At 55.2% G+C, this 2,208-nt stretch carries 2 protein-coding genes; both read right to left on the bottom strand.

Annotated elements, in window-relative coordinates; translation table 11 throughout:
* A partial coding sequence (locus tag IRZ24_RS19570) for an amino acid permease (protein ID WP_297168242.1) occupies nt 1-675 on the bottom strand: 675 nt, incomplete at its 3' end.
* A gap of 258 nt (nt 676-933) precedes the next feature.
* Nucleotides 934-2,208 (bottom strand): amino acid permease (locus IRZ24_RS19565; protein ID WP_297168240.1); only part of this gene is annotated, 1,275 nt, incomplete at its 5' end.

The following is a 2,208-nucleotide window of genomic DNA, read 5'->3' as shown; positions in this document are numbered from 1 at the left end:
CTCATAGCCGGCAAAACCCAGCACCGTAAAAATCATACCCAGCAACACGCCCTGCCAGCCGCCGAAGCCCGATAGCGTGCTAGAAGCCGGATTGAAGATCGCCAGCGTATTGCGGCCCCCGGCATCAACGATTAGCCATAGTGCCAGCAACAAGAAAACCCCGATCTCGATACAACCCAGCACCACACCCACATCGGCAGAGACCTTAATGCCGAAATAAGTCAGGAGGAAAATCACCAGAGTGAAGATCACAGCCCAAATGATCCAAGACCAGCTAGCACTACCCAGTGGCAGGATCGAATTGGCCACCTGCACAAGAACTAGCAACTGCAGCGGCACGATCAGCAAATAGGCCAGATCAAAGACCCAGCCAGTCACCCAGCCAGGCACAGAGCCGAGGGAGCGGCTGATATAAGTAAAGAAGCCGCCAGCGGAAGGCAGATGGCGGGCCAGCTCCCCAATATTCAAAGCAATCAGCACACTGACCACTAGCGTAATTGCCACCGCCAACGGAAGAGCCGCCCCGGCATAGGGCACAGCGGCGCTCAAACTAAAAGCAACCGCAGAAGCCGGTGCCATCGTCGTAATCGACTGGAAGAGCACGCCGGGCAGCCCGATCGTCCCGGATCGCAGATTGCTCTGCTCCTCGGTTGGTGCGCTAGACTTAAGCGTCATGACGATCCACTCCTTTACAGCAAACAAAATAGCTGCGGGATAAGCAGCGAAGCGTGTGCAGTAGGCAGCTCACCACACACGAGCGACTGTGGCCCCAGCGGGACAGAGCAACAGCATAGAATCACCCAAAGCGAGAAAGACAGCGAGGACATGCCAGCCTGACCAACTGAGATATTGGACCCTGCTCCCGCGCTTTCCTATCAACAAGCTAAGAAGATAGTCGCTCCGGCACCCTGGAGCAGAAAAGAGTAAGCTTGCTTAGGCTTCGAAACTCTGATCCTGCCAGGCGGCCTGGCTGATGGCGAACATACTGGCGATACCGCAGGCCACCAGACAGATCACGGTCAAGCCGCCCACAATGTACCACCATTGACTATTGCTGATCTGCTGGGGGATCGACGAGTACAATAATGTTACAACCATTGCTATCAGACAAGCAAGAGGTGCAATGATAATGCAGAGCCACAGCACCGGAAGCGGCACCACCAGCAGACGTAGAAAGCGCTCACGCTGGCGGAAATAGAAGACCGCCAGATCGACGAAGATAAAGATCGAAGAGAAAGCCCAGACCAGGATAAGCACCGAGAGCGTCACATTAAAGACCACCTGGGCCAGATCAGTAGGCTGCCCCAGAGGCAGCAGATAAGGTAAGAAAAAGATTAAGGCGGTACACAGGCAGGCTACCACCGTCTGGAAGATAATAGCATTGGAGGGCTGGCGGTTACGGTTCAAACGACTCAGGCCCACCGGTAAAAAACGGTCGATGCTAGCCACCATCAGCAGGCGCGCGAAAGCGACATTCAGCAGCATAGCGAAGACCGGGAAATAGGCGATGACACAAACCGCAGCCAGATTGCCCACAAACTTCCCAAATACCCGATCGACCACACTAATCACAGCGATAGGCCCCTGGCTGGCAGCATCGGGACCAAGAACGACCAGGAGCGCGAACGTAATCACCAGATAGCTCAAGATGACAAAGAAGCCACCCCAGGAGACATGACGGGCAGCGATTCGTTCACTGGCCATTTCTGAGCCGAAGATCATCGAGACGTCAGCGCCGAGATAGGCCAGCACCACGCTTCCGTAGAGCGGGAAATTTGAAGGAGTAATACTCCAAGAATGCAGATCGTAAAAAGAAGTTGCCGCCTGGTGCCCAGTGACCAACCAGATCAGCGCGGCTCCGCCGAGCAGGACGATTACTGCATAGGTCAACAAGGTAATCACATTCACGACCAGGCGCACCGTGCTCATGGGCCTAAGCCCTAAGACAGCAGAGATAATCAGCAGCCCAATACAGAGCAGGCCCTGCTGCCAGGGCTGAGACAGCCAGGAGGGATTCAGACCCTGGATAAAGGTGATGCCAATGCTCAGGCAGGCGACCATTGCCAGCAGGCCCGGCATCCAGAAAATCAAGCTAGCAAAGAAGCCCCAGAAATTTCCCAGCGCCCGATGGGTCCAAAGGTAGGTAGAGCCTTCTTTGGGGGTAAAGGACGCCCAACTGAGCAACACCAATGACGCAGGGGATAAAGA

Source organism: Thermogemmatispora sp. (assembly GCF_019683755.1).
Taxonomy (GTDB): domain Bacteria; phylum Chloroflexota; class Ktedonobacteria; order Ktedonobacterales; family Ktedonobacteraceae; genus Thermogemmatispora.
Note: the sequence above shows the minus strand (reverse complement) of the source record. Positions and strands in the feature narration are given on the sequence as shown.